The sequence below is a fragment of the Haloarcula sp. CBA1122 genome, from assembly GCF_009741785.1.
Taxonomy (GTDB): Archaea; Halobacteriota; Halobacteria; order Halobacteriales; family Haloarculaceae; genus Haloarcula; species Haloarcula hispanica.
Map to the genome: position 1 here is coordinate 1 of NZ_WPCB01000032.1, position 22,193 is coordinate 22,193.

At 65.1% G+C, this 22,193-nt stretch carries 20 protein-coding genes and 4 pseudogenes; 15 read left to right on the plus strand and 9 right to left on the minus strand.

The genetic code is table 11. The annotated features are described in order from the left end of the window. Both GJ630_RS12955 and GJ630_RS12960 read left to right on the plus strand, forming a co-directional pair. Window positions 1-443 (plus strand): NAD-dependent epimerase/dehydratase family protein (locus GJ630_RS12955; protein WP_191450010.1); only part of this gene is annotated, 443 nt, incomplete at its 5' end. Continuing rightward, complete coding sequence (locus GJ630_RS12960) at window positions 440-1,477, plus strand: dipeptide epimerase (protein WP_191450011.1); 1,038 nt, start codon at window positions 440-442, stop codon at window positions 1,475-1,477. The genes GJ630_RS12955 and GJ630_RS12960, both read left to right, overlap by 4 nt. Before the next feature lie 50 nt (window positions 1,478-1,527). Here the strand turns inward: GJ630_RS12960 and GJ630_RS12965 are convergent, their stop codons facing one another. From GJ630_RS12965 to GJ630_RS12980, 4 genes are all read right to left on the minus strand, one after another. Continuing rightward, a complete protein-coding gene (locus GJ630_RS12965) occupies window positions 1,528-2,001 on the minus strand; it encodes a peroxiredoxin (protein WP_044951693.1) in 474 nt (157 codons plus the stop codon). An 83-nt stretch (window positions 2,002-2,084) separates the two neighbouring features. After that, a complete protein-coding gene (locus GJ630_RS12970; RefSeq protein ID WP_191450012.1) occupies window positions 2,085-4,031 on the minus strand; it encodes a hypothetical protein in 1,947 nt (648 codons plus the stop codon). 68 nt (window positions 4,032-4,099) lie between these two features. Next, window positions 4,100-4,612 (minus strand): gamma carbonic anhydrase family protein, encoded by a 513-nt coding sequence (locus GJ630_RS12975; protein ID WP_151102951.1) that lies wholly within the window; start codon window positions 4,610-4,612, stop codon window positions 4,100-4,102. A 110-nt stretch (window positions 4,613-4,722) separates the two neighbouring features. Further along, the gene (locus tag GJ630_RS12980; protein WP_014039638.1) at window positions 4,723-5,154 is read right to left on the minus strand and encodes a universal stress protein; all 432 of its coding nucleotides are present in this window, start codon (window positions 5,152-5,154) and stop codon (window positions 4,723-4,725) included. 181 nt (window positions 5,155-5,335) lie between these two features. On the opposite strand from GJ630_RS12980, the gene GJ630_RS12985 reads away from it, so the two are divergent. The 5 genes and pseudogenes from GJ630_RS12985 (at window position 5,336) to GJ630_RS13005 (ending at window position 11,997) form a co-directional block, all read left to right on the plus strand. Beyond that, on the plus strand, window positions 5,336-5,902 hold the full coding sequence (locus tag GJ630_RS12985; RefSeq protein WP_191450013.1) for an HTH domain-containing protein: 567 nt from the start codon (window positions 5,336-5,338) through the stop codon (window positions 5,900-5,902). Window positions 5,903-5,960: 58 nt separating this feature from the next. After that, window positions 5,961-7,889 carry a threonine--tRNA ligase gene (gene thrS / locus GJ630_RS12990; RefSeq protein ID WP_014039640.1) on the plus strand — a complete coding sequence of 643 codons (1,929 nt, stop codon included), beginning with the start codon at window positions 5,961-5,963 and terminating at the stop codon, window positions 7,887-7,889. Between the two features lie 95 nt (window positions 7,890-7,984). Beyond that, the gene (locus tag GJ630_RS12995; RefSeq protein WP_050037612.1) at window positions 7,985-9,025 is read left to right on the plus strand and encodes a hypothetical protein; all 1,041 of its coding nucleotides are present in this window, start codon (window positions 7,985-7,987) and stop codon (window positions 9,023-9,025) included. A 51-nt stretch (window positions 9,026-9,076) separates the two neighbouring features. Further along, on the plus strand, window positions 9,077-9,979 hold the full coding sequence (locus tag GJ630_RS13000) for a diacylglycerol kinase family protein (RefSeq protein ID WP_064288268.1): 903 nt from the start codon (window positions 9,077-9,079) through the stop codon (window positions 9,977-9,979). Window positions 9,980-10,069: 90 nt separating this feature from the next. After that, window positions 10,070-11,997, plus strand: a pseudogene (locus GJ630_RS13005) (SLC13 family permease). Window positions 11,998-12,016: 19 nt separating this feature from the next. Here the strand turns inward: GJ630_RS13005 and GJ630_RS13010 are convergent. Further along, window positions 12,017-12,859, minus strand: coding sequence for a PspA/IM30 family protein (locus GJ630_RS13010; RefSeq protein WP_014039644.1), 843 nt, complete (start codon window positions 12,857-12,859; stop codon window positions 12,017-12,019). Between the two features lie 60 nt (window positions 12,860-12,919). Here GJ630_RS13010 and GJ630_RS13015 point away from each other — a divergent pair. The 7 genes and pseudogenes from GJ630_RS13015 to GJ630_RS13040 all read left to right on the plus strand — a co-directional run bounded on the left by GJ630_RS13015 (window position 12,920) and on the right by GJ630_RS13040 (window position 18,090). Next, a pseudogene (locus GJ630_RS13015) lies at window positions 12,920-13,512 on the plus strand (alpha/beta hydrolase). 82 nt (window positions 13,513-13,594) lie between these two features. After that, a complete protein-coding gene (locus tag GJ630_RS19595) occupies window positions 13,595-13,768 on the plus strand; it encodes a hypothetical protein (protein ID WP_014039646.1) in 174 nt (57 codons plus the stop codon). Between the two features lie 48 nt (window positions 13,769-13,816). After that, the gene (locus GJ630_RS13020; protein ID WP_008310615.1) at window positions 13,817-14,008 is read left to right on the plus strand and encodes a hypothetical protein; all 192 of its coding nucleotides are present in this window, start codon (window positions 13,817-13,819) and stop codon (window positions 14,006-14,008) included. Between the two features lie 77 nt (window positions 14,009-14,085). Beyond that, on the plus strand, window positions 14,086-15,747 hold the full coding sequence (locus GJ630_RS13025) for a CTP synthase (protein WP_044951697.1): 1,662 nt from the start codon (window positions 14,086-14,088) through the stop codon (window positions 15,745-15,747). After that, a complete protein-coding gene (gene guaA / locus GJ630_RS13030; protein WP_008310611.1) occupies window positions 15,747-16,664 on the plus strand; it encodes a glutamine-hydrolyzing GMP synthase in 918 nt (305 codons plus the stop codon). Before GJ630_RS13025 ends, guaA begins: the two co-directional genes overlap by 1 nt. Next, window positions 16,661-16,972 (plus strand): CTP/GMP synthase operon protein, encoded by a 312-nt coding sequence (locus tag GJ630_RS13035; RefSeq protein WP_023843141.1) that lies wholly within the window; start codon window positions 16,661-16,663, stop codon window positions 16,970-16,972. The genes guaA and GJ630_RS13035 overlap by 4 nt, the downstream gene beginning before the upstream one ends. 149 nt (window positions 16,973-17,121) lie before the next feature. Beyond that, window positions 17,122-18,090 carry a hypothetical protein gene (locus GJ630_RS13040; RefSeq protein WP_014039650.1) on the plus strand — a complete coding sequence of 323 codons (969 nt, stop codon included), beginning with the start codon at window positions 17,122-17,124 and terminating at the stop codon, window positions 18,088-18,090. Window positions 18,091-18,100: 10 nt separating this feature from the next. On the opposite strand, the pseudogene GJ630_RS13045 reads toward GJ630_RS13040, so the two are convergent. From GJ630_RS13045 to GJ630_RS13060, 4 genes and pseudogenes are all read right to left on the minus strand, one after another. Further along, window positions 18,101-18,774, minus strand: a pseudogene (locus GJ630_RS13045) (MBL fold metallo-hydrolase). Between the two features lie 74 nt (window positions 18,775-18,848). Beyond that, entirely contained in the window at window positions 18,849-19,673 is an 825-nt protein-coding gene (locus GJ630_RS13050) for an aldo/keto reductase (protein ID WP_050037616.1), read from the minus strand. An 83-nt stretch (window positions 19,674-19,756) separates the two neighbouring features. Further along, window positions 19,757-20,718 (minus strand): annotated as a pseudogene (locus GJ630_RS13055) (WD40/YVTN/BNR-like repeat-containing protein). A 204-nt stretch (window positions 20,719-20,922) separates the two neighbouring features. Further along, window positions 20,923-21,897, minus strand: coding sequence for a molybdopterin-binding protein (locus GJ630_RS13060; protein ID WP_191450014.1), 975 nt, complete (start codon window positions 21,895-21,897; stop codon window positions 20,923-20,925). 112 nt (window positions 21,898-22,009) lie between these two features. On the opposite strand from GJ630_RS13060, the gene GJ630_RS19600 reads away from it, so the two are divergent. Further along, a complete protein-coding gene (locus GJ630_RS19600; RefSeq protein ID WP_023843142.1) occupies window positions 22,010-22,174 on the plus strand; it encodes a hypothetical protein in 165 nt (54 codons plus the stop codon). The last annotated feature ends 19 nt before the right edge of the window (window positions 22,175-22,193 follow it).

A 22,193-nucleotide genomic window follows, 5' to 3' on the forward strand; every position in this document is an offset into this window, starting at 1 on the left:
GGGGCATCGTCGTCGACCGCGTCATCGCCGACTACGCCGCCGGCGCTGTCGAGCGACTGGTCGAAGCGGCACAGGCGGCGGACCTCCTCGTGGTCGAGGGTCAGGGCGCGCTTGCCCACCCGGCCTATTCGGGCGTGACGACGAGCATCCTCCACGGGTCGGCTCCCGACGCGCTCGTCATGTGCCACGAGGCCGGCCGCGAGGCGATTCACGGCTACGAGTCCTTCGACATTCCACCGCTCCCCGAGTACGTCGACATCTACGAGCGGCTGGCCGCGCCTATCTCGGACGCGTCAGTCGTCGCGGGGATGCTGAACACGCGCCATCTCGACGACAGCGAGGCCGCGGATGCTGTCGCGGGGTACAGCGAATCCCTCGGCGCACCGGCGACGGACCCCGTCCGCCACGGCGTCCCCGACGAGGTGCTGGACGCCATCCTATGAACTGGACTGTCGACCGCCACGACCTGCCGCTGTCGAACCCGTTCGGCATCTCGCGGGAGACCAGCGAGACCAGCGAGACCGTCGTGGTCGAACTCACCCACGAGGGAACCACCGGCATCGGGGCTGTCACGCCGTCGGCGTACTACGACGAGAGCGCGCAGTCAGTGGCCGAAACGCTGCCCTCGCTCTGTGAGACCGTCGCCCGCATCGGCGACCCGCACGCCCAGCAGCATATTGAACGAGAACTCGGCGAGCAAGCGCCGAATCAGCCTGCTGCCCGGATGGCACTCTCCATCGCCGTCCACGACCTCGCCGCTCGAAGCCTGGACCTGCCGCTGTACCGCCAGTGGGGACTCGACCCTGACGCTGTCCCGCCGACGACCTATACGGTCGGCATCGACTCGCCCGAGCGGATGGCCGAGAAGGCCAGGAAAGCGGCGGGCAACGGCTTCGGCCACCTGAAGGTCAAACTCGGAACCGACGACGACCGGGCGCGACTGGACGCGGTCCGGGACGCGGCCCCCGACGCCGAGGTACGCGTCGACGCCAACGCCGCCTGGACCGCCGGGGAGGCTATCGATAAGACTGCGTGGCTCGCCGACGCCGGCGTCACGATGCTGGAACAGCCGGTCGAAGCCGACGACATCGACGGCCTCCGCCGCGTGACCGACGCGACCGATATCCCCGTCGCTGCCGATGAGTCCTGCGTCACCGCGTCGGACGTGCCACGGGTCGCCGACGCCTGCGACATCGTCAACGCCAAACTGGTCAAATGCGGCGGTCTCCGGCCCGCAATGCGGCTCCTCCACGCCGCCGACGCGCACGGTCTCGACTCGATGCTCGGCTGCATGGTCGAGTCAAACGCCAGCATTGCCGCGGCGGTCCACCTCGCGCCGCTTGTCGACTACGTCGACCTCGACGGGGCGCTCCTGTTGGCATCGGACCCCTACGCCGGCGTGCCGCTCGACGGTGCCGTGTTCGACCTCGCTGCGGTGTCGGCCGGCACCGGTGCTCGGCGGGCGCGAGACGCGTAGCTGTGAGACAGTACCGATAAAAATTCGGTTCGGAGTATTATGTGGCCCGTTTACGCCGACTCGACGGCGTCCAGCAGTTCGTCGTAGTCCGGCTCGTTGGTCGGGTCGTCGGCGACCCAGCTATAGGAGACTTCGCCGTCGTCGTCGACGACGAACACGGCGCGGTTCGCGACGCCGAGCAGCCCGAGGTCTTCGATGTCGATTTCGAGGTCGTAGTCCTGAATCGCCGACCGGCCCATGTCGCTGACCAGGTCGAACTCCAGACCGTGCTCGTCGCGGAAGGAGTTCAGCGAGAACGCCGAGTCGGCGCTGAGGCCGAGCACCGTCGCGCCGGCGTCGTGGAAGTCCCCGAGGTGCTCCTGCAGGGCCACCATCTCGTTGGAGCACGGCGGCGTGAACGCGCCCGGGAAGAAGGCGAGCACGACCGGCCCGTCGCCCAGGTGGTCGCTCAGTTCGAAGTCCGCTACCTCACCGTTCGCGATTGTCGCCGAGATGTCCGGCGCTGTGTCGCCTGTGGATACCATCACCCGAATATAACGGCGTCACCCGAATAAATACCCGCCATCCGGCAGGGTTGCCGACTCCTTGCCGCCGTGGGACTGGTCGCTTACAGCCACTCCGCAAAGGAGTGGTGCTCGCGGCTCGCCTCGATGTAGTCCCGCTGCATCGACTGGATGGCCGTCGAGAGGTCGTCGCCGGAATCGAGGGACTGTCGAACCCGGTCGATCTTCCAGTCGCTCGGGGTCATGCCGGCCTCGTAGCGGGCTTCAATCGGGTCGAGATACTCGTCGATGCGAGCCTCGGGCACGCCCTGCTCGGCCAGCCCCAGACGGGCGTACTCGAAGATTTCGTCGTAGATCTCGTCGTGGTCGGCTGTTCGCTCGCCCTCGGCTGTCACCCACGAGAGGTCGGCCTCAGAGCCGTCCTGCGCGGCGCTGTAGAAGCTCCGCCTGGCCTCCTGCCAGGGCAGTTCCGCGGCGGGATGGTCGGCGACGACCAGCCCGCGGATGAGACCGACCGTCAGCGCCTGCAGTCCGATCATGTCTTTGGCGTGGGGCTGGGTCGGCAGCGGGCGGTACTCGATGCGAAGCGACTTTTCAGTGCTTGCCCCGTCGACGGGGGCTCCGCCGACGACACAGCGGAGCCAGCGCCAGTAGGTCCCGCGCTTGTGGTCGAACTCCCAGAACTCGTCTTCGAACGCCGTTCGCTCGTCGTCGTGCAGGAACTCCCGCAGGAACGGCGCGAACAGGTCGTCGTCGACGACGCGACCGACGACATCCGTCGTGTCGTCGAGGTCCTGCGGGACCCGGACTTTCGGGTTCTTGCTGGTGTTGACCGACTGCTCGAAGGCCGCGATGCGGAGTTCGTGATGGGTGTTGTCACAGAGCCACTCGCCGTCGGTGTCGTCGTACATGTCCGCGGGGAGGAACGGCGAGTTCACCGAGAGCGCGAGCAGCGGCCCGAGCGTCCGTATCGCGGCGTTGTAGTACTCGGGGAACGCCTCGGCATCCGGAACCTGAAGGTGTGGCTGGATCGAGGTGGCCAGCGACTCGAACAGAATCGTCGGGAACGACCCGCTGTGCCCCGGAACGTCGAAGTCGATACTGCCGCCGGCGTGGTCCAGCGCCTCGTTGTCCAGCGCCACGTATCTGGGGGCCTGCCGCATGTTGTCCGCGAGGACGACCCCGTCGTTCGTTTCATGCGCCGAGAGGTACTGTTCGCTGCCCTCCTCGGGCGGGATGGTCCACATCGCGTCGAGGACGAGTTCGCAGTTGTGCTTGCTCGCCTGCTGGCGGGCCTGTTTCGTCTGCATCTCCACCGCCGTCGTCTGGACCTCCATCCCGGTCTGGTCGAAGCTGTTCGGTTCGGTGTTGACCTCGGCGTTGTGCAGGCCCAGTTCCTTGTTGGCCTCGCCCTCGAACACCACGTCGGGCAGGCGGGTCAGCCGCCCCTTCCAGTCTTCGGGGTCCATGTACGGCTCGTCACTTTCTTCCTCGACTGACGACTCGACGGCCGGTTCGGCCTCCTCCTCCTCTGGCGTCTCCGGTTCGTCCTCGGCCAGCGGGCTGTCCGGGTCGATGTCGAGTGACGGTCCTTCCCCGGGACCGAACGAATCCTCGGACTCGGCAGCGGTTTCGCCGGCGTTCTGGTCCAATGACTCACCGCCGGCGGATTCTAGCGGGTCGCTCTCGTCTGGCTCCAGCGACGGGCCGTCACCGTTTGGTTCCAGCGATGCGCCACCGCCGCCTTCTGGCTCCGCCGGCGCGTCGAGTGAGCCGCTCCAGGCCGCCCCGCCCGATCCGCTCAGGTCGTCGTCGAGGTCTTCTTCGGCGACTCCCTCGTCGTCTGCTTCCTCGTCTGGCTCGGGTGGGTCCGGCTCCGCGTTGATGGCGTACAGTTCGATCTCCAGGCCGACGGAGAACGCTTCGTTGTCGAACTCCCCGGCCTCGATGGCTCTCCGGAGCTGCATCGCCTGTTCGTCGACCCGCTCAGTGAACTCGGCGGCAGTGTCGTCGGCGAGCGACCGGGTCACCAGGTCGACGATATCGTCCATGCTCGGTACTGTGTGGGCTCTTCCACTATAAGTGACCCGTCGTGTGTCTCCAGCGTTGATACCCGGTGTTACTCGAAGAGATCCTCGTGGCGGGCCGCGAGGTTGGCGTAATCGCCGGAGCTGAACGCCTCGAACACCTCGTTCGGGTCGATTGTTGTCTCTGACAGCGGTGTCACCGTGGCCGGGCTCCCACGGACGAACGACTCCGCAGGAACCTCGTAGCCCGGCGGGACGACCGTCCCCATCGCGACGATGGAGCCCTCGCCGATGGTGGCGTCGCTGACTGTCGAGTTGAAGCCAACGAGCGCCCCGTCCTTGACCGCTGCGTCGTTGAGGACGGCTCCGTGGCCGACCATCACCTTCTTGCCGACGGTCGATGCGTGGACGATAGCCCCGTCACCGATCGCCGATTCGCGGCCCACCTCGACGGGCGCCACGTCGCCGCGCAACACGACGCCGGGCCAGACGTTCGCGTTCGGGCCGACAGTGACGTCGCCCACCAGCGTCGCCTCGCGGCTGACGTGGGCGTATCCGTGGATGTCCGGCGTGGCTCCCTCGAAGGTGTACTCTCGGCTGTCCATACTGCTCCCATCGTGTCGGCGGCTCGAAAAGATACCGGTCAGAACGGGGTGTTCCTGGTGGTCTGTCCGCCGCCGACCACGTCCGCGATACGAACGGTACCCCACCTGAGCTATTCGATGTGGACCACGAGGACGGGGACGGGCGCGCTCTGCACAACGCGCTCGGTGACGCTCCCGAGATTGGCGACCCGGTCCCGTCCGGTTCGACCGTGGGTCCCCATCACGATGAGATCTATATCCTCCTGCTCGGCGTAGTCGGTGATCGTCTTGTGGGGAATGCCCTCTTCCATGGTTGTGACGACCTCGACGCCGGACTCCTCGCCGCTGACCACGATGTCGTCGAGCGCGACGTCCCCCTCTTCCTCCAGCGACTGCCGCACTTCGTCCTGATTGGACTTGTCGGCCGCAAGGTACAGCCGCTTGTCCACGACGTACAGGCCGTGGAGGGTCGCGTCGTTGTCGCGCGCGATAGAGGTGGCGTGTGCGAGCGTCTCCGTCGTACCCGAACTGCCGTCTGTGGCTACGAGCACCGAATCGTACATATCCGGCTTCTCATGCGAACTGTGCCCACATAGTACTCCCTATCACGTTGACGCGGTCCGTGGCTGTCCAACCGACGGTGAAACCGTTGATTCACCTTCCGTCGTTCAGTGTATAATCGTTCTAACCATTATTTGTCAACAGGAATACTTTTGCCGGTCGCTGTCCATTAATTTCTATACGATGCAGGGGAGCACGCAGCCAGACGAGACACGGGCAGAACTGTACGTTCGTTCACTCCTGCCCGACGGGCACACGCAGCAACAGGCTGCGGTCATCGACCGGCTTCAGGGACTGTCGGACGCTGACGTTCTGTCAGATATTGCCGTTCAGGTAATTGGCCGGCAGATCCCGTCCACACCAGCGGAGGCACGGACTGAGCTCGGGCTATTCGCACTCAACCGAGTTAGCGTCTTTCAGGAGTGGGCAAAACGAAACGACTGTTCACTCGACCCAGCGTTCCGGGTGCGGTCGGTAGATTCGGAAATAACGGGAGAGCAGTACCGCGCGCTCGTGTTCCCGATCCAACTATTAGCCGAGTACGACGGAGCGAAGCTCAGGTGCGTGACGCCGCACACAGCCGACGGGGAGACGGTCACTGTCAGGGACCGGCTCACCATGCTCGAAGGGGAAGACGAATCGACGTTTTCATCGCTGGAACGGGCGAGTGCGGCACAACCGCCGACGCAGTCTGACCTGCCGGCAGTCGACGCTATCGACGAGGACTCGGACCCGCTGTTGCCAGAGTAACGCCAGCGTCGCCCGCGTCTCAATACACTTATCCCCGGCCGCCGTCGTATCCTCGGATATGAGTACGGTCACGGTCACGCTGCCCGACGGGACCCCACTAGAGGTCGAGCGCGGCAGCACGGTCGAGGATGTCGCCTACGAAATCGGGCCAGGGCTGGGTGACGACACGGTCGCCGGCGTCGTCGACGGCGAACTTGTCGACAAGCACGCGCCGTTGACAGCCGACGTCGAGCTCGAAATCGTCACCGAGAGCAGTGACGAGTATCTCGACGTGCTTCGGCACTCCGCCGCCCACGTCTTCGCACAGGCCCTACAGCGCCTCTATCCCGATGCCAAGCTCACAATCGGGCCGTGGACCGACAACGGGTTCTACTACGACATCACCGACGTCGACATCGACGAGGACGACCTCGAAGCCATCGAGGCCGAAGCCGAGGCGATAATCGAGGAGGACCTCGACATCGAGCGCGAACTCGTCGACCGAGACGAAGCCTTCGAGCGTTACGAGGACAATCAGTTCAAACAAGACATCCTCGAAACCGAGGCCGCGGACGACGAGGACGTCTCCTTCTACACCCAAGGCGAGTTCGAGGACCTCTGTCAGGGCCCCCACGTCGAATCGACCGGTGAAATCGGCGGCTTCGCGCTGCTTGAAATCTCGGCGGCCTTCTGGCGCGGCGAGGAGGACAACGAGACGCTGACCCGCGTCTACGGGACCGCCTTCCCGACGGAGGACGCGCTCGACGAGTTCCTCGAACAGCGCCGCAAGGCCGAGGAGCGCGACCACCGCAAGATCGGCCAGGAGATGGACCTGTTCTCCATCGACGAGACGACCGGGCCGGGCCTGCCGCTGTACGAACCCAACGGCAAGAAGATCCTCAACGAGCTGTCGGACTACGTCGCCGGCCTCAACCGCGACGCCGGCTACGACGAGGTCGAGACGCCCCACGTCTTCCGCACCGAACTCTGGAAGAAGTCGGGCCACTACGAGAACTACGTTGACGACATGTTCCTGCTCGATGTCAACGACGAGGAGTACGGCCTGAAGCCGATGAACTGTCCCGGCCACGCCACCATCTTCGAGCAGAATTCCTGGAGCTACCGGGACCTGCCGGTGCGGTACTTCGAGGACGGGAAGGTGTACCGCAAAGAGCAGCGCGGCGAACTCTCCGGGCTCTCCCGGACGTGGGCCTTTACCATCGACGACGGCCACCTGTTCGTTCGGCCGGACCAGATTGAGGAGGAAGTGCTGGCGACGGTCGACATCATCCTCGACACGCTGGACACGTTCAACCTCGACTACACCGTCCAGTTCGCTACCCGGCCGGAGAAGTCCGTCGGCGGCGACGAAATCTGGGAGAAAGCCGAATCCCAACTGGAGGCCGTCCTCGACGAGCAGGACATCGACTACGTCGTCGAAGAAGGCGACGGCGCGTTCTACGGCCCGAAGATCGACTTCGCCTTCGAGGACGCGCTCGGTCGCCACTGGGACGGCCCGACTGTCCAGCTGGATTTCAACATGCCGGAGCGGTTCGACCTCTCCTACACCGGCGAGGACAACGAGGAGCACCGCCCGGTGATGATCCACCGCGCGCTGTATGGCTCCTACGAGCGGTTCTTCATGGTGCTGACCGAGCACTACAACGGGAAGTTCCCGCCGTGGCTCGCCCCCGAACAGATCCGCTTGCTGCCGGTCAGCGACGACAACATCGCCTACTGCGAGGAGATTCAGGACGAACTCGACGACTTCCGGGTCACCATCGAGGACCGCTCCTGGACGGTCGGCAAGAAGATCCAGCAGGCCCACGACGACCGCGTGCCCTACATGTGTGTCATCGGCGACAACGAGGAGGAGGCCGGGACCATCTCGGTCCGGGACCGCAAGGAACGCGAGGAGAAGGACATCGACATCGCCGAGTTCCGCGACCACCTCGAAACCGAGGTCGAGCAGCAGCGGACCGCTGTGACGTTCCTCGCCGGCCGATAGCTGCAGTTCGTTCGGCCGATTCTCACCGACGGTGTACTGGCTTTCTGGCATCTGCCAGGCACGCCCTTTTATCCCCGGCGGGCGAGCCGACCTGTATGACCACTGACAGTGGAGCGTCGAGCGATACCATGCGGGAGCGCGCCACCGGTGACACCCGACTTCTCTGGCTCCTGCTCGACGCGGACCGCTGGCTCGTCACTGCCCTCCTCTCCGGTGTCCTGTTCTGTGGGATTCTCGCCGTCGGACTTTTGCATCCCACACCGGCATTGACGCTGTTGACTCGTGGTGACCCGGTCGAAACGCTGTTTCAGGCGCTGATTACGGGGACTGTAACCGCCGTTACGCTGGTTCTGACACTGAACCAGCTCGTCCTGTCACAGGAACTCGGTGCAGTGGGCGATCAGCGCGAGCGGATGGACGGGTCGATGCAGTTCCGCGCCGACGTGGCCGACGCCGTCGACACGCCAGTCAGTCCGGCAGAGCCCTCGGCGTTCCTCCGGTCGCTGGTCCGCGGGACCGCCGAACGGGCCGAGAATGCTCGGAACGCCGCCGAGGAGGCGACGCTCGATGACGACCTGGCGGCGTTGCTGTCGAACTATCTGGCGGACGTGCTGACCAACGCCGACAGCGTCACCGCTCAGCTCGAAGACGGGACCTTCGGCGAGTTCGACGTCGTCAAGGCCGCGCTGGACTACAACTACTCCTGGAAGCTGTACGCCGGTCGACGCATCCGCGAGGCCTACGCCGACGAACTCACCGACGAGATCGACGACTCGCTTGCGGAACTCGTCGAGACGCTCGAACTGTTCGGCCTGGCCCGGGAACACTTCAAGACGCTGTACTTTCAGTGGGAACTGTCCGACCTTTCCCGGACATTGCTGTACGTCGCTATCCCGGCGCTTACCGTCGCAATCACCTCGTTATTGTTCCTCGATGTGCAAGATTTCGTCGGCGTCACGGCCGGCGTCCCCGACGTGTTGTGGCTCCTCGCGGTGACGACGACAGCATCGCTGCTTCCGTTCACGGTCCTGATATCGTACATCCTCCGTATCGTCACGATAACCAAACGAACGCTCGCTATCGGTCCCTTCATTCTCCGCGAGACGGACCGGCGCGTCGACGTCGACTGGGACTGACGCCGCCGCACATCACCACGGTATAAGTGCCGGACCGGACTCGCTAGTACCATGCAGATTGGCTCGCGTCGGTGTATCCTCAACCCCGTCAGTGGCGACGGCGAGCACGCCGACTACGTCCCGCGGCTGATGGCGGCGCGCGGGTTCGAGGTGTACGAAACCGAGGCGGCGGGCGACGCGGTCGAACTCGGCCGCGAGGCGGGTCGAGCCGAAGCTTCGGAGGTCGCCGTCTGTGGCGGCGACGGGACGGTGAACGAGGTCATCCGTGGGCTCGACGACGCCGGCCACCTCGACTCGGTGACGCTGAGCGTCATCCCGGCCGGAACGGCGAACCTCCTGGCCGGGAACATCGGCGTCACGGACATCGAACACGGTGTCGAAATCGCCGACACCGGCGAGACACGAACGGTCGACGTGGGAGTCGCCGGTGACGAGCCGTTTCTGGTCTCCTGTATCGCCGGGCTCCCCGCCGACGCCAGCGTCTCGACCCCCGGGGAGCTCAAAGAACGGTTCGGCACGCTGGCGTTTCTCATCACCGGGGCACAGGAAGCGCTTCGTTTCGACGGGCTCGACCTTACTATCGAGGCCGTCGGCGAAGACGGCCCGTTCACGTGGTCGGGCGAGGCTACGTGCCTGCTGGTGGGCAACGCCCGCAAGTTCGTCGCAGAGGGCGGGCAGGCGAACATGGAAGACGGCCTGCTCGACGTGGCTATCGTCGAACAAATGCCCACGGGCAACCTCGTCGCGGAGGCCATCGGCCAGCGACTGCTGGCGCTCGACACCGACGGGGTGACCCACGTCCGGGCCGACGAGATCTCGGTTAGCGGCGACGGCGACGAACTGACGTTCAGCCGCGACGGCGAACTCAGCACGCACGAAACGCTGTCGCTGTCGGTGCGCGAGCGCGCCCTCACGCTTCGCGTCGGGGCGGGCTACGCGCCGAACCCGGAGTGAGACCGGTCGCCTGTCCCAGCCGTCCACCGGCGGGGTGATCGGCCGGAATCGCCCCCGACGCTTTTGCCCCCATCCACCGAGGGAAGTGGTATGGCCCCGCTCTCGACGGGTGCGCTCGTGGTCTTCGCGCTCGTCGCCGCCGCCCTGACGCTGTTCGTCACCGAGTGGCTACCCCCGGACATGACAGCCGTCGCCGTCCTCGTCGCGCTGGTCGTGCTGGAACCGTACACCGGCGTCCCGGCACGGACGTCCATCGAGGGATTCGCCAGCCCGGCGGTGGTCACTATCGTCGCGATGTACATCCTCAGCGCCGGCGTCGAGTCGGCCGGCGTCGTCGACTGGTTAGCTGGCAAACTGGCGGCGCTGACCGGCGGCGACGAGCAGCGCCTGCTCGCCGCCATCGTGGGCACGACGGGCGTCAGCGCGGGATTCGTCAACAACACGCCGGTGGTCGCGGTCTTCATCCCGCTGGTCACCGGGCTCTCGGAGCGATACGGTATCTCGCCGTCGAACCTGCTGTTGCCGCTCTCTTTCGCCGCGATGCTCGGCGGGACGCTCACGCTGGTCGGTACCTCGACGAACCTCCTCGCCAGCGACCTCTCGGCGCAGTTGCTTGGCCGACCGTTCTCGATGTTCTCGCTGACGCCCGTCGGCGTCGTCATCCTCGCCGTCGGCGTGGCCTATCTGCTGACAGTCGGTCGGGCGCTCGTTCCCGAACGGGTCCACCCCGCGGCCGACTTCACGGAGGAGTTCGACATGGACCGCCACCTGTCGCAGTTACAGGTGCGGGACTCGTCGCCGCTGGTCGGACTGACGGTGCAGGAGGCGCTGGAAGGCGGTGTCCCCGACGACGTGGTCGAAGCAGTCGCGGACGTAGTCGATGCGGGAGAGTCGCTGCCGACCGAGGCCACCGTCGAACAGGTCCTCGCCGCGAGCGACCCGCTTGACATCGATGTGCTCCAGATCGACCGCAACGGCGAGTCGTTCTTCGCGACGGCCACCGACCGACCGCTCGAACCCGGCGACGTGCTGACCGTCCGCGGGAACCGACAGGCCGTCAATCAGTTCGCCCAGACGCTCGACCTTCGGGACCTCGCCCGCGAGTCCGTCACGGCGGACCTCCTGGCAGAGAGCGGCCATCCGGCCGTTCTCGCGGAGGCCGTCATTCACAGGGAGTCCCGGCTCCGCGGGCGGCGGCTCGCCGACGTGCAACTGCGCAGTCGGTTCGACGTGACGGTCCTCGCCGTCCGCCGCGGCGACGAGATCATCCACGAGAACCTCGCGGCGGTCGAGCTGTCCGCTGGCGACCTGCTCTTGCTCCAGACGCCTCTCGACGAGGTGGGCCACCTGCAGGACGAGGGGTACCTGGTCTTGACCGAGGGTCCCCCGGAGTTGTTCGACGCGCTCGACGGCGGCCCGCCGTCGCTCGACGCCGCGGCGGCGGTCCGCTCGCGACCCTGCTCGCAGTCATCGCGCTCGCGGCGCTGGATCTGCTTCCAATCTACATCGCCGCACTCGGCGGCGTCGTCGCCACGGTCGCGACCGGCACGCTGAGCGCATCGAAGGCCTACGACGCGGTGAGCTGGAACATCGTGTTCCTGCTTGCCGGACTGCTCCCGCTGGGGCAGGCGATGCAAGCGACCGGCGGGGCCGCGTTCGTCGGTGGCCTCCTCGTCGACGCGGCCGGCGTCCTCCCGCCGCTCGCGCTGCTGGCGCTGGTGTACCTCCTGACGGCCGTCCTCGCCAGCGTCATCACTCCGGCCGCGACCGTCGTGCTGATGATTCCGATTGCCGTCGCTACCGCCGCCGAGATCGGCGTCGCCGGGTTCCCGTTCCTCGTCGTCGTGACGTTCGCAGTCGCAACGGCGTTCCTGACACCCATCGGCTATCAGACGAACCTGATGGTGTACGGCCCCGGCGGGTACCGCTTTACCGACTTCCTGCGCGTCGGCGGCCCGCTACAGCTCCTTCTGTGCGTCGTCACGACGCTCTCGGTGTCTGTCGTCTGGCCGCTGTAAAAATCCCGCGGCGGCGGCGCTACTTTTCGTCTTCTTTCAGTTCGTCGAGTTCTGACTCGACCTCGCTCTCGTCGACGTCGACCTGCGTACTCTCGTCCGTGAGTTCCTTCTCCAGTTCGGCCTCGGAGACGTCCGCGTCGCTTGACCCGCTGTCGCCGTCCTCGGCTTTCCCCATCTCGGCTTTCAGCGTGTCGAGTTCGGCGTCGACTGAGCCTTTCTGTCGGACTTCCTCAAGCTCCCGCTCCAGCGAACTCTCATCCGATATCTGACTTTCGAGGACGCCATCCTCGCGGAGTTCGTCCATCGCCTGCGAGCGGGCCTCCATGTCCTCGGTGCGTTCCTCTGCGCGCTCGATAGCCTGATTGATGTCCTGCATCTCGTCGCCAGCGCCGGTCATTGCCTCGTTGACGCGCGCCGACGCCTTCGCGGCCTCGTGGCGGGCCTTCATCGTCTCCTTCTTGGTCCGGAACTGCTCGATCTGTTTCTGGAGTTCGTCTTTCTGCTCGACTAGCTGGTCCTGCTGGCTCTGCAGGTCCTGTATCTGGCCCTCCAGATCCTCGATCTGGCTCATCTTCTGCTTTTTCTTCTCTAGCGCCTGGCGGGCAAGGTCCTCTCGGTCCTGCTCGACGGCCTGGCGCGCCTGCTCATTGTGCTTCTCGACGTTCTCTTCGAGGCGGCGCTTCTGTATCTCCAGTCGTTTCTTCTGGGTCGTCAGGTCCGCGATGCCCTGCTTGACGTCCTGCAGTTCGTCACGCAACTGCTCGTAGCTGTAGTCGAGGGTCTCTGTCGGGTCCTCCGCTCGGTTCAGGACGGCGTTGAGTTTCGAGCGGATGACGTACGACGCGCGCGAGAGGATTCCCATATATGCGCATTGGTCTCTCCAACCTTAAATTTCTTACAGAGGGCTGGCGAGTGAACACGTATGACTACCGTCGGGATTCCGGGCGGGCGAGACGTCACCGCGACGCTCGACGACCCGGGTCGGACGCTATCGTCGTTGCGTGCCCGCCCCATCCACAGTACGGCGGTAAGCGGTCGGACACGCGCCTGAACGCGGTTAGCGACGCACTGGCCCCTGATGTCGGCTGTCTCCGCTTCGACTACGGCGCGTGGGACGAGGGCCGCGGCGAGCGGGTCGACGCCGAGAACGCGCTGGCGTGGGCGAGCGAGCGGGCCGACGCCGTCGGCCTGTTTGGCTACAGTTTCGGCGCAGCTGTGGCGCTCTGTGCGGCCGCCGAACTCGATAGCGAGTCCGAGCCGTCGGTCCTCTCCGTCCTCGCTCCGCCGGCCGGACTGACCGCCCATCTCGATGCTGTCGCCGCGCTCGACGCTATCGACTGCCCGGTACAGGTCGTGGTCGGCGAGCGCGACGACACTGTGGACTGGGAGCCGGTCGTCGACCGGGCCACCGAACTGGGACAGGCCGTCGAGCGACTGCCGGCCGACCACCACTTCGTCGGCCAGAGCGGCCGTGTCGGTGAGACTGTTGGGCCGTTTCTCCGTGACCACCTGTAGCCGGTGTTGAATCCGACTGCCGGGACCCGAGACTACCGGACAGTATCGAAAGACAGAGGCGCTGTCGGCCCAATCTCCGATCATGAACCGCCCGCTCGCGTTCGCTGCCGTTTCGTTTATCGCCACACTGGTGGCGCTGCTAGTCCTGATGCAGACGGCGCTCGTCGCGGGCGGACCAGCCCGGGCGCTCGTCCTCGCCTCGCTGGGGGGCCTCGGGACCTACGTCGCTATCAAATCCGGCGTGCTCAAGTCCTGACGACCAGCCGAAGGTACATTTATACTATATACTGATAAATAATGAACTATGTCAACACGAACCAGGGCGGCGGTGTCGCACTCGACACGGCACGGCGTCGTCTCGCTTCTGGGTGGATTCGTCGCCGGCTACCTGTTGTTCATCGCCATCGGCTCTAGTCCCGGTGATGCGCTGTTCTCGGCGCTGACGCTGGCTGTTCTCGTGGCGGCATGGCGCGTCCTCACACAGCCGTCACTGTAGCCCCGTTGACACTGCGACGGGGTGGCGAACAGTGCGCGCTCCGAAACCGTTTAGACTACGCGGGGTTCACCGTCGGTATGCCGACCGAACCCGAAACGGACTACGACCCGGAACTGGGTCGGAAGTTCATCTTCGTCACCGGTGGCGTGATGTCTGGCCTGGGGAAAGGCATCACCGCCGCCAGCACAGGTAGATTACTCAAAAACGCCGGGTTCGACGTTACAGCGGTCAAAATCGACCCGTATCTGAACGTCGACGCCGGTACGATGAACCCCTTCCAGCACGGGGAGGTGTACGTGCTCAAAGACGGCGGGGAGGTCGACCTCGACCTGGGGAACTACGAGCGCTTCCTCGACATCGACATGACCTTCGACCACAACGTCACCACGGGGAAGACCTACCAGCACGTCATCGAGAAGGAGCGGTCCGGCGACTACCTCGGTCGCACGGTCCAGATTATCCCGCATATTACCGACGACATCAAACGCCGCATCCGCGAGGCCGCCGAGGGCAACGACGTCTGTATCATCGAAGTCGGCGGCACCGTCGGGGACATCGAGGGGATGCCGTATCTCGAAGCGCTCCGTCAGTTCGCCCACGAGGAAGACGAGGACGATATTCTCTTTACCCACGTCACGCTCGTTCCCTACTCGAAAAACGGCGAGCAGAAGACCAAGCCGACCCAGCACTCCGTGAAGGAACTGCGCTCTATCGGGCTCCAGCCCGACATTCTCGTCGGCCGCTGTTCGGACAAACTCGATATCGACACGAAAGAGAAGATCGCGCTGTTCTGTGACGTGCCGACGGAAGCCGTCTTCTCGAATCCCGACGTCGACGACATCTACCACGTCCCGCTGATGGTCGAGGAGGAAGGCCTCGACCAGTACGTGATGGAGGAACTCGACATCGCGACCGAAGCCCTGCCCGAGGACGAGCGGGAGAACCGCTGGCGCGACCTTGTCACCCAGAACACCGAGGGCGAAGTCGATATTGCCCTCGTCGGCAAGTACGACCTCGAAGACGCCTACATGTCCGTCCACGAGGCGCTGAAACACGCCGGCCTGGAGAAGAACGTCGACGTGAACGTCCAATGGGTCAACTCCGAGAAGATGAACGACCACCACGCTGACCGGATGCGCGAGGCCGACGCCATCGTCGTGCCGGGTGGCTTCGGTGCCCGTGGTACGGAGGGTAAAATCGAGGCGATTCGGTACGCCCGCGAGAACGATATCCCATTCCTCGGGCTGTGTCTCGGATTCCAGATGGCCGTCGTCGAGTACGCCCGCAACGTACTGGACCTCGACGACGCCCATTCCGCCGAACTGGACGAAGACACCCCACACCCCGTCATCGACATCCTGCCCGAGCAGTACGAGATCGAGGACATGGGCGGGACGATGCGGCTGGGTGCTCACGAAACCGAAATCGACGCGAACACGCTTGCCGCGACGCTGTACGGCGGCGAGTCCTGTACGGAGCGGCACCGCCACCGCTACGAGGTCAATCCCGAGTACATCGACGACCTCGAAGCCGCCGGGCTGAAGTTCTCTGGCTACGCCGAAAACCGTATGGAGATACTCGAACTCGCGCCCGAGGACCACCCGTACTTCATCGGGACGCAGTTCCATCCGGAGTTCCGCTCCCGACCGACACGCGCTAGCCCGCCCTTCGTCGGCCTGCTCGAAGCGGTGCTCGGCGACGATCCACACACTGTGACGACTGAGGAGGTGAGCCACTGATGGTGAACGTCGACGAGTTCATCGCCGACGCGAAAGCCGAGATCGCCGACGAGATCGGCGACAAGAACGCCGTCATCGCACTGTCGGGCGGCGTCGACTCCTCGACGGCCGCCGCGCTGGCCTACGAGGCCATCGGCGACCAGCTCACCCCGGTCTACGTCGACACCGGGCTGATGCGGAAAGGCGAGACCGACCAGATACGCGAGACGTTCAGCTACATGGACTCGCTGCGGATCGTCGACGCCCAGGACCGCTTCCTCGATGCGCTCGGCGACGAGACCGACCCCGAGGAGAAGCGTCACATCATCGGCGAGCAGTTCATCCGGGAGTTCGAGACTGTCGCGAAGGACGTCGACGCCGACTACCTCGTTCAGGGGACCATCTACCCCGACCGCATCGAGAGTGAGGGGACGATCAAGTCCCACCACAACGTCGGCGGCCTCCCCGAAGTAGTGGACTTCGAGGGCATCGTCGAGCCGATGCGGGACCTCTACAAGGACGAGGTCCGCGAGGTCGCCCGGGCGCTCGACCTCGAGGAGATAATCTCAGAGCGGATGCCGTTCCCCGGCCCCGGCCTCGCCGTCCGCATCATCGGCGAAGTCACCGAGGAGAAACTGGAAGTGGCCCGCGAGGCCAACCACGTCGTCGAGGAGGAACTGGAGGAGTACGAGCCGTGGCAGGCGCTGGCCGCCGTCATCGGCAAGGCCACGGGCGTCAAGGGCGACAACCGCGTCCACGGCTGGGTCGTCGCCGTCCGCTCCGTCGAGAGCCGGGACGGGATGACCGCCCGCGCACAGGAACTCGACTGGGACACGCTCCAGCGCATCCAGTCGCGCATCACCGGGGCGCACGAGAACGTCGCCCGCGTCGTCTACGACGTGACCCACAAACCGCCAGCGACTATCGAGTACGAATGAAGGTGGTTCTCGTCGGCTCGGACCCGAACGCGCTCACCGACGCGCTCGAAGCCGAAGGCCACACGGTCACAGTCGCCGACGTCGGTAACCGACCCGGGCTCGAAGAAGCCGGCATCCACGAGGCCGAGGTCTACCTGCTGACCGAGATGTCGCAGGCGACCTCCATCGCCGTCGCCAAGGACCTTGCCCCCGACCTCCGGGTCGTCGTCTACGCGGCGGGCTCCCTGCCGGACTTCGCCAGCCGACAGACCGACCTCGTCGTCGACCCGGACCTGCTTGACGCCGAGGCGGTCGCCGAGGAACTGTAGGCTCGCCCGGTCTTTTCGTGTCTATGGTGTCCGCCCAGCAGTACCAACAGCCGGTCCGGCCGCACCCTCTTGCTGTTGAAGGGCATAATTTAACATATTCTTCGACGGATTTAATAGATAGATTAAGAGAGTAACTACTGGATACACCTATGCTAGCGATTCAGGCCGTCACGGAACGACCGCTGTTGCTGCAAGCGAACGTCGCTAATAGAATTGCCAAATATCTGTCAACACTCATCGCCGACGGCGTATCGGCCGTCGGAACGATACTGATTGCGGCAGTCATCCTCGCCATCGGCTACGGGGTCGGCGAGTACCTCGACAGCGCGGTGTACGACTGGACGCTCGAACGCGGGCTCGACGACCGCGCCGAGGAAACGCCGGTGTCTGCCGTCACAGCGGAGTCGGACCCGGTCGCGTCCGCAGCAGGTCTGCTCGCCCGATATCTCGTCTATCTGGTCGCTGTTCTTGCGGCGGTCAGAACGCTGAACATCAGCGAGCTCCGGACGCTCGCCGCGACGCTGTTCGGGTACGTTCCGAACATCGTCGCCGCCGCAGTGTTCCTGGTCGTCGGGTTCGGTCTCGGCCGACTGCTGGGCACGCTCGTCCCCGGCCTCGTCTCCAGTCCCGGTATCACGGAGAACTTCCCGGAAACGCACCTCGGACAGCTGCTCGACGCTGACAGCGGCACCGTTGGCAGAGTGGCTGGTCTAGTCGTCGAGTACTACGTCTACGCGGCGGCCGTCTACGTCGCTGCGGCGACGCTCACTATCGCTCCCGTCGCGGCCCTGCTCCGTGATGGATTGACCTACGCGCCGACCCTGGTCGGTGCCCTCGTCGTCCTCGTTCTGGGGGCACTAGTTGCTGATCACGTCGCCGACGTGATCACGTCGGTCGATGCCGCCGAAGAGTGGGTCTCGAAGCCGCTCCTCTCGGGAACGCTGCAGGCGCTCGTCTACCTGTTTACCGCCGTTATCGCGCTCAACCTCGCGGGCGTCGACTCGCTGCTGCTCGCCGTGTTGTTGCTCGCGGTCGTGTTCCCCGTCGGTATCGGGTTCGCGCTAGCGGTCGGGCTGGGCGGTCAGGATTTCGTTGCTGGCCGGCTCAGTAGCGACTAGGCCAGCCGTTTCACAGCGTCGCTGCCAGCTTACTGAGTTTCGCGGAACCCCCTTCCTCGAAGGGGACGCCGTGGCCCGGCACAGCGAGTTCAAACCGCGGTGCGCGCTCGGCGAAGTCTCTGATACTCCGAGAACGGCGTCGGTATCGTAGCTCACCAGCCACGGCGAGGGCTCGAAGCGGCCGCTGTCCTCCCGGACGAGGTCACCCAGCAGTCCAAGCGAATGGTCTTCGCTGACGTAGCAGACGTGCCCCGGCGTGTGGCCAGGGGTATCGTAGACAGTGAAACTGCCGACGGTGTCGCCGTCGGCGAGGGGGACGACGTCGTTGTCCGGCGCGTCGAGGAACGGCGAGACGAGTCGCTGGAACGCTCCCTTGTGGTTGCCCAGCGGCGGAGCCTGCTCGCCGGTGACCAGCGGGGCGTCCCGCTCCCCGACGTAGATAGTCACGTCGATGCCGTCGAAGGCCGACAGCCCGCCGACGTGGTCGAAGTCGAAATGCGTCAGCAGAATTCGGTCCAGGTCCCGGAGTTCGTAGCCGGCGTCGCTCAGGCCGGCGATGAGCGCGTTGCCGTGCCAGGGAAGCCCGGTGTCCACGAGCGTTAGCGCTCCGTCGTCGTCGACGAGCGTTGCGTTGACGCCCGTGAGGTCGTACCACCAGATATCATCGGCGAGCGCCGTTACCATAGCGCGGGGTTGGAACGGCGGCGTCAAAACGCTTGACGAATCGGTGTGGCCGCAGAACCAGTCAACTGTGGCGCTCAGAACGGCAACTGCGACCGAACGAACTGCACGCCGGTCTTGACCTTCGACGGGTCCCGGATCCGCTCCATCTCCGCGTCGGTGAGTTCGAAATCGAAGACTGCCATGTTCGCTTCGAGGTGGTCGCGGCTGGACGCTTTCGGAATCGCGGCCACGCCGTCCTGCTGGACCAGCCACCGAAGCGCGACCTGCGCCGGGGATTTCCCGTACCTGTTACCCACTTGGACGAGCGCGGGGTCGTCGAGGACGCCGCCGCGGGCGAGCGGGCTGTAGGCAGTCAGGAGCACGTCGTGGATGCGACAGTAGTCGAGTAGCTTCCGCTGGTCCCAGTAGGGGTGGTACTGCACCTGGTCGGTGAAGATAGGGGCCGCGGAGATGTCCCGCGCCTTGTCCAGCAGCGACGGCGAGAAGTTGCTGACGCCGATGTGCCGGACCAGCCCCTCCTCGACGAGGTCGTTCATCGCCCCGAGCGTCTCCGACAGGGATGCCATCCACGGCGTGTTCGGCCAGTGGATGAGCAGGAGGTCGATGTAGTCCGTTCCCAGTTTGTTCAGGCTCTCCCGCGTCGACCGGCGGACGCTCCGCTCGTCGCGATTGGAGCCGTCGAGCTTCGTCGTCAAGAACACGTCCTCGCGGTCGACCGCGGCGGCGTCCATCCCCAGTCCGACCTGCCGCTCGTTGCCGTACGCCTGTGCAGTGTCGATGTGGCGATAGCCCATATCCAGCGCCGTTTCGACGGTTTCACGGCAGGACTGGCCGGTGAGCTGCCACGTCCCGAGGCCGAGTGCGGGGACCGACGTACCCTGGACCTGAATGTCGTCCATGCAGGGTGTTGGAGGGGGTCGGTGAAAAGTCAGTGGCTCCGGCGCACCGCGGTCTCGAACCGGCCTGCCCTACTGTACCGTCGCTACTGCTCCAGGATAGTCCCGCCCGAACCGACCGCGATGTCGTGCCGCCGCGGACGATGGCTTTCAGGTTCTCGCCAGCGGGCGTCTGTTCCTGGGTCCAGCCGCCATCGCCGAGGGCGTACACCTTACCGCCGCCGACCGTGTAGCCGGTGCTGTCGTCGCCGGTGACCTCGATGTCACGCAGGCCGACGTCGCCCGTGTCGGTCGGCGTCCACTCGGACCCGTTCCAGTGGAAAATCATCCCGCCACCGCCGGAAACCCACACGTCATCTGGGCCGTCGGAGTCGACGCCGTAGAAGTTGACGTTGGCGTCGGCGAGGCCGATCTTGTTCCACGTCGAGCCGTCGTCGGTGGCGAAGACGCTCTTGTTGCCGTCGACGATGTGGCCCGAGCGCACGCCGTGGAAGTCGACGGCGTTGATGGCCGACCCGGAGCCGGGCGTGGTGTAGTCCCACGTCTCGCTCGCGCCGTTCTCGAAGCTGTAGTACATCTTGCCGGAGTCGCCGGCGACGTAGACGTTCGCCTCGCCGGCGCTCCCGGTCACGGACACGTCGTTGAAGTTGTTGGTCACGTCCATCGGGGCGCTGTGGTCGGTGAGGACGCCCGATTCCACGTCGTACTCGCCGATAGCGCCCGAGGCACCGACGAACCAGAGGGCCTTGCCGTCGTCGGTTACATCGGCCCCGTAGAGGCTGTTCCCGTTGCCGGTCGGGCCACCGCCGATGACCTTCTGCCAGCCCCTGCTAGTCCGTTCGAGGACGATACCGCCACCCGCTACCGCGTACGCGCCGGTGGCCGTGTATTCGACGTCGTGGAGGGTGTTCCCGGTCGGGGACTCGACGGACTCCCAGGGACCGGCCGCCGCAACCGTCCCGGAGATGGCCGCCCCACCCAGTGCAGCTGCAGCTGTCGCGCCGATACCCGTGAGCACGCCGCGTCGTGTCGCGTTGCGATCGGACATGACACACGAGCCTGTGGGCTGTCTCTACTTCAATGGGTGACGGAGTTAACGACTTTTCACGCCGCTTTAAACGTTTAAACGGCCGATATTCGGGAGAAAAGCCGTCGGAAGTGGGAAAATTAGCGACCTGGGACGAACCGGCAAATATCACGTTAAGCCGGCTAAACGGTCACAAGACTGATACCGCGAGTTCGTCGTGTCGGCTCAGGACAGGTCAGCGACGAGAGACGGAGCTTCGGCCGCGATGATCTCGTCGATAGCGATACGAACCGCTGCCGGGTCCGCGGGCAGGCAGAACACCGGCGTCTCTCCAGCGATCCCGGCAGTCGCACGGATGGCGATGACACCGGTTCCCTGCTGTTCGAAGAGGAGGCTCCGGTACACTTCCTCGAACCCCGGCAGGGCCTTTTCGAACAGTGGGTGGACTGCTTCGAGCGTCTGCGCCGACGGGGCGACGCCGAGGCCCCCCGCGGTGACGACGACCTCCACGTCGTCGCGCCCGACTAGTCTGTCGACGGCACCCTGAATGCCGTCGTAGTCCCCTCGCAGGCGCTCGCGGGCGGTGACCGTCTGTCCGGTCGCTTCGAGTGCTGTCTCTACCGCCTCGCCCGTCGGGTCGCCCGTTTCCGTCGCTGTCCCGACCGTGACGACGGCGGCGGCAACCGACTGTTCTTGCGACGCGTCGTCCCGTGGGACTGTCTGCGCTGGTGGTTCATCCGCTGTCGGCGGCGTCTCAGCCTGCGATGTGTTTTCCGGTGGATCGCCTGCCTGTGTCTCAGAAAGGGGGTCTTCGTGGGGGCCCTCGTCGGGTCGCTCCGCCCCGCCGGCCCCTTCAGTGTCCTGTGTTTCGGCCGCTGGATGGCTGCTTTGCTCTACCGCCTCGTCGATTCGTTCTGCGACGGCGCTGTCGGCTTCAGGCTCCGACGTGGAGCCGTCACCGTCCCCCGTCACGTCGTCCGCCGCAGAAGTCTCCGTTCCGTCACCCCCACTTGCTTCTCTGTCGTTGTTTTCCGCTGCTGTATCCGTTGCTTCGGTTGGCTCTGAACTGGCGGCCTCGGAGTCGGTATCGACTGCCGCGGATTCCTCGTCGTCTCCCGTTTCGCCCTCGTCCTCGTCTGTCTCGTCGTCTTCCCCGTCGGTCGGACCCCGGCGTGTGTCACGGGACTGGAAATCCACCATACTACTCCATCGGTCGCGGTCGATAAATACCCTGACGACCGTTTGCGGGACTGCAATGTATATAATATCTGAAAACGGTAGGCTTAAAATATAGCGATATGAAACAAAATGTATGGCTGGGAGCTACCACGTCGTCTGCCATGAGTGTGCGTTCGAGGGACTGTACGAAGACTCGTCGGTCGCGGAGGGCCAGCGGGACGCACACGCTTCATCCAGCGGGCATCGGATGAGCCTGCGTGACATCTCGAGCCAGGAAGCACCTGGTCTGTCGCAGTAGCGGGACCGTTAGCGTTTTG

What these genes read in the sequence shown, in the direction of transcription:
- GJ630_RS12960 (WP_191450011.1), top strand. Translation starts at nt 440, where the DNA reads ATGAACTGGACTGTCGACCGCCACGACCTGCCGCTGTCGAACCCGTTC.
- GJ630_RS12965 (WP_044951693.1), bottom strand. Translation starts at nt 2,001, where the DNA reads ATGGTATCCACAGGCGACACAGCGCCGGACATCTCGGCGACAATCGCG.
- GJ630_RS12970 (WP_191450012.1), bottom strand. Translation starts at nt 4,031, where the DNA reads ATGGACGATATCGTCGACCTGGTGACCCGGTCGCTCGCCGACGACACT.
- GJ630_RS12975 (WP_151102951.1), bottom strand. Translation starts at nt 4,612, where the DNA reads ATGGACAGCCGAGAGTACACCTTCGAGGGAGCCACGCCGGACATCCAC.
- GJ630_RS12980 (WP_014039638.1), bottom strand. Translation starts at nt 5,154, where the DNA reads ATGTACGATTCGGTGCTCGTAGCCACAGACGGCAGTTCGGGTACGACG.
- GJ630_RS12985 (WP_191450013.1), top strand. Translation starts at nt 5,336, where the DNA reads ATGCAGGGGAGCACGCAGCCAGACGAGACACGGGCAGAACTGTACGTT.
- thrS (WP_014039640.1), top strand. Translation starts at nt 5,961, where the DNA reads ATGAGTACGGTCACGGTCACGCTGCCCGACGGGACCCCACTAGAGGTC.
- GJ630_RS12995 (WP_050037612.1), top strand. Translation starts at nt 7,985, where the DNA reads ATGACCACTGACAGTGGAGCGTCGAGCGATACCATGCGGGAGCGCGCC.
- GJ630_RS13000 (WP_064288268.1), top strand. Translation starts at nt 9,077, where the DNA reads ATGCAGATTGGCTCGCGTCGGTGTATCCTCAACCCCGTCAGTGGCGAC.
- GJ630_RS13010 (WP_014039644.1), bottom strand. Translation starts at nt 12,859, where the DNA reads ATGGGAATCCTCTCGCGCGCGTCGTACGTCATCCGCTCGAAACTCAAC.
- GJ630_RS19595 (WP_014039646.1), top strand. Translation starts at nt 13,595, where the DNA reads ATGAACCGCCCGCTCGCGTTCGCTGCCGTTTCGTTTATCGCCACACTG.
- GJ630_RS13020 (WP_008310615.1), top strand. Translation starts at nt 13,817, where the DNA reads ATGTCAACACGAACCAGGGCGGCGGTGTCGCACTCGACACGGCACGGC.
- GJ630_RS13025 (WP_044951697.1), top strand. Translation starts at nt 14,086, where the DNA reads ATGCCGACCGAACCCGAAACGGACTACGACCCGGAACTGGGTCGGAAG.
- guaA (WP_008310611.1), top strand. Translation starts at nt 15,747, where the DNA reads ATGGTGAACGTCGACGAGTTCATCGCCGACGCGAAAGCCGAGATCGCC.
- GJ630_RS13035 (WP_023843141.1), top strand. Translation starts at nt 16,661, where the DNA reads ATGAAGGTGGTTCTCGTCGGCTCGGACCCGAACGCGCTCACCGACGCG.
- GJ630_RS13040 (WP_014039650.1), top strand. Translation starts at nt 17,122, where the DNA reads ATGCTAGCGATTCAGGCCGTCACGGAACGACCGCTGTTGCTGCAAGCG.
- GJ630_RS13050 (WP_050037616.1), bottom strand. Translation starts at nt 19,673, where the DNA reads ATGGACGACATTCAGGTCCAGGGTACGTCGGTCCCCGCACTCGGCCTC.
- GJ630_RS13060 (WP_191450014.1), bottom strand. Translation starts at nt 21,897, where the DNA reads ATGGTGGATTTCCAGTCCCGTGACACACGCCGGGGTCCGACCGACGGG.
- GJ630_RS19600 (WP_023843142.1), top strand. Translation starts at nt 22,010, where the DNA reads ATGGCTGGGAGCTACCACGTCGTCTGCCATGAGTGTGCGTTCGAGGGA.